This is a genomic window from Cellulomonas sp. P4_B5_2 (genome assembly GCF_056402235.1).
The window spans coordinates 1-2,481 of the sequence record NZ_JBFUHU010000429.1 but is presented as its reverse complement, the minus strand read 5'-3'; the positions used below and the strand labels follow the sequence as shown (position 1 = coordinate 2,481).

General features: G+C 76.3%; 4 protein-coding genes and 1 pseudogene. 1 reads left to right on the top strand and 4 read right to left on the bottom strand.

Annotated elements, in window-relative coordinates; translation table 11 throughout:
- On the bottom strand, positions 1-484 hold a 484-nt coding region (locus AC1DUQ_RS20605; protein ID WP_477074507.1), incomplete at its 3' end, for a maleylpyruvate isomerase family mycothiol-dependent enzyme.
- A gap of 53 nt (positions 485-537) precedes the next feature.
- Between AC1DUQ_RS20605 and AC1DUQ_RS20600 the strand changes: the two genes are divergently transcribed.
- On the top strand, positions 538-927 hold the full coding sequence (locus tag AC1DUQ_RS20600) for a DoxX family protein (protein ID WP_477061264.1): 390 nt from the start codon (positions 538-540) through the stop codon (positions 925-927).
- Here the strand turns inward: AC1DUQ_RS20600 and AC1DUQ_RS20595 are convergent.
- The 3 genes and pseudogenes from AC1DUQ_RS20595 to AC1DUQ_RS20585 all read right to left on the bottom strand — a co-directional run.
- Complete coding sequence (locus tag AC1DUQ_RS20595) at positions 920-1,543, bottom strand: TetR/AcrR family transcriptional regulator (protein WP_477061263.1); 624 nt, start codon at positions 1,541-1,543, stop codon at positions 920-922. The genes AC1DUQ_RS20600 and AC1DUQ_RS20595 overlap by 8 nt on opposite strands.
- A gap of 22 nt (positions 1,544-1,565) precedes the next feature.
- Complete coding sequence (locus AC1DUQ_RS20590; RefSeq protein WP_477074506.1) at positions 1,566-1,856, bottom strand: hypothetical protein; 291 nt, start codon at positions 1,854-1,856, stop codon at positions 1,566-1,568.
- A pseudogene (locus AC1DUQ_RS20585) lies at positions 1,853-2,481 on the bottom strand (hypothetical protein); the annotation flags it as partial. The pseudogene AC1DUQ_RS20585 and the gene AC1DUQ_RS20590, both read right to left, overlap by 4 nt.

The following is a 2,481-nucleotide window of genomic DNA, read 5'->3' as shown; positions in this document are numbered from 1 at the left end:
CCATGACGCCGAGCATCTCGTCCACGCCGTCGGCCGCGAGCACGACGCCCGGATCGGTGACGGGCAGCCCGGCGGTCTGCTCGGCGTCCACCCGGTGCACGAGCGCCTCGTGCGACTGGCGCCGCAGCACCCAGCCGACCGTCCCACCGACGGGCGACCAGGACCAGCACGGGTCCGCCGGGTCGTGCGCGGCGATCGCGGTCAGCAGCGCGCCCGTGCGGGTGCGCAGGAACGCCACGAGCTCGTCGTCGGGCAGGCGTTCCGTGTCCTGCGCGTCGTCGGGACCCGCGGGGGCGTTCCCGACGATCTGCGACCAGAAGTCCTGCACCTCCCCCAGGTGGTAGGCCAGGTCGGCGGTGCTCCAGTCCGGGCACGCCGGGACCTGCGCGGACAGCGGCGCCTTCTCGAGCGCGTCCGCAGCGCGGGCCGACTCCTGCCCGATCACGCGTTCGTAGTGGTCGAAGGAGAGGTCGACGGTGTCCATGCCGCGCACGCTATCGACCGGCACCGACAACGGCCTCCCGGCTACCGTGGCGCGTGCTCACCTCGATGCTCCGCCGCCACGGTCCCGCGATCGCGCTCGCCGCCCTGCTGGGCACCTCCGGCGTGCTGCACCTGCGCCGGCCGGGCATCTTCCGGCCGCTGATCCCCCGCTCCCTGGGCAACCCCGACCCGTGGGTTCTCGGGTCCGGGGTGGCGGAGATCGCCTGCGCCACCGCCCTGGTCGTGCCCGCGACGCGACGGCTCGGCGGGCTGGCGTCCGCGGCCCTGCTGGTGGGCGTGTTCCCCGGCAACGTGACGATGGCGGTCCGGTCCCGGCCGGACGCGCGCGGCTGGGCGGGCCGGCCGGTGGTCGCCTGGGCTCGCCTGCCGCTGCAGGTGCCGCTGGTCGCGTGGGCGGTCGCCGTGGCCCGGCAGCCTAGGTGAGCGGCCCGGACAGGTAGCGCTGCAGCGTGGGCCCGACGAGCGCGACCACCTCGTCGACGGGCATCGAGGCGAGCGGCTCCAGCTCCAGCACGTGCCGGGTCATGAGGACGCCGACCACCTGCGACGCGACCAAGGAGACGCGCAGCTGCTGGTCCGGCGGTGCCAGCACCCGTGCCACCTGGCCGAACACCTCACGACCGACGTAGCCGACGAGCGCCTCCGCCTGCAGCTCGCCCGCCGTCATCCCGGCGAACGCGACCCGGAACGCCACACCGCCGTCCGCCTCCCAGACCCCGAGCACGGCGGTCAGCAGCCGTGCACCCAGACCGTCGACGCCCGACGCCGTCAGGCCGGCGACGATGACCGCGGGGTCGGCGCCAGCAGGGATCATGCCCGCGGCCAGCAGCTCCGACTTGTCGCGGAAGTAGTGCCGCACGAGGGCAGGGTCGACCTCGGCGCGGCGCGCCACCGAGCGGATGCTGGCACCCTCGAACCCGCGCTCGGCGAACTCGTCGCGCGCGGCGGCCAGGATGGCACCGCGGGTGTCCTCGCCCGCGGGCCGACGACCGCGGCGGCGCCCCAGGCTCGAGGTGCCGTCGTCGGTGTCGGTGGACATGGCCCCAGCGTACGGAGCCGCGTCAGGACTCCGGAGGTGCGCTGCGCTGGGTCGGCACCTCGGTGAGCGTCGACCGGTGGCGGCCGGCTGCCCAGCGCTGCTGGTGGGCGATGACGGGCGACGCGACCGCGGACACCATCGCGACGGCGACAGCGGCGGCCGTGCCGGCGAGCTGGAGGACGGTGGCTGCCAGACCGCCGGTGACGAGCGCGGTCTGCAGGGAACGACGGACGAAGGAACGCATGGCGGACTCCTCAGCGAGGTGCGGACGGATGCGGGGGTGATCGCGCAGCAGCGCGACGAACCCGCTCACGCCGGGGAGTCAGGGACCTCCGGGCCGGGGGCGGACGGGGGTGCGGGACAGGGGCTGTCGCGGGTGGTCGTTCCGCGCAGCGCGGGCGGCTCGACGCCGGCCGGGACGTCACCGTCGATGCCACCCCGACCGGCGCCCGGCGAGGCGCTGCCGGAGACCGGCAGTCCAGCGCCCTCGCCGCCGGGGAGGTGGGTGGGTCGGTGCGGACCGCGCGCGGGGGCGACCTCGGCGGCGGCCACTCCGGCATCGTCGAGCTCGGCGCCACGCTCGGAGGTGCTGCCCGCGCCGGTCACCGCGGAGGTCACGCCGGCACCCGGGCTCACCGGGGTCGGCTCGACCGCGGCGGGCGCGACCGCGCTGGTCGCAGGGGTGGGCACGGCCGTCACCGGATACTCGGCGTCCGTGCCGCGAGCGGGGCCGTCGGGGGGCACCAGCGCACCGGTCACCGGCCGGAGAGCTCGGGTCACGGGGTCGAGCGCCTTCGTGACCGGGTGGAGCGTCTGCCGTACCGGCTCGAGCGCTCTGGTCACCGGCCCGAGCGCCCTCGTCGCCGGGTCGAGGGCCTGCGTCACCGGCCGGAGCGAACCCGCCACCGGTGCGAGCGCGGCCGTCACGGGGGTGAGCG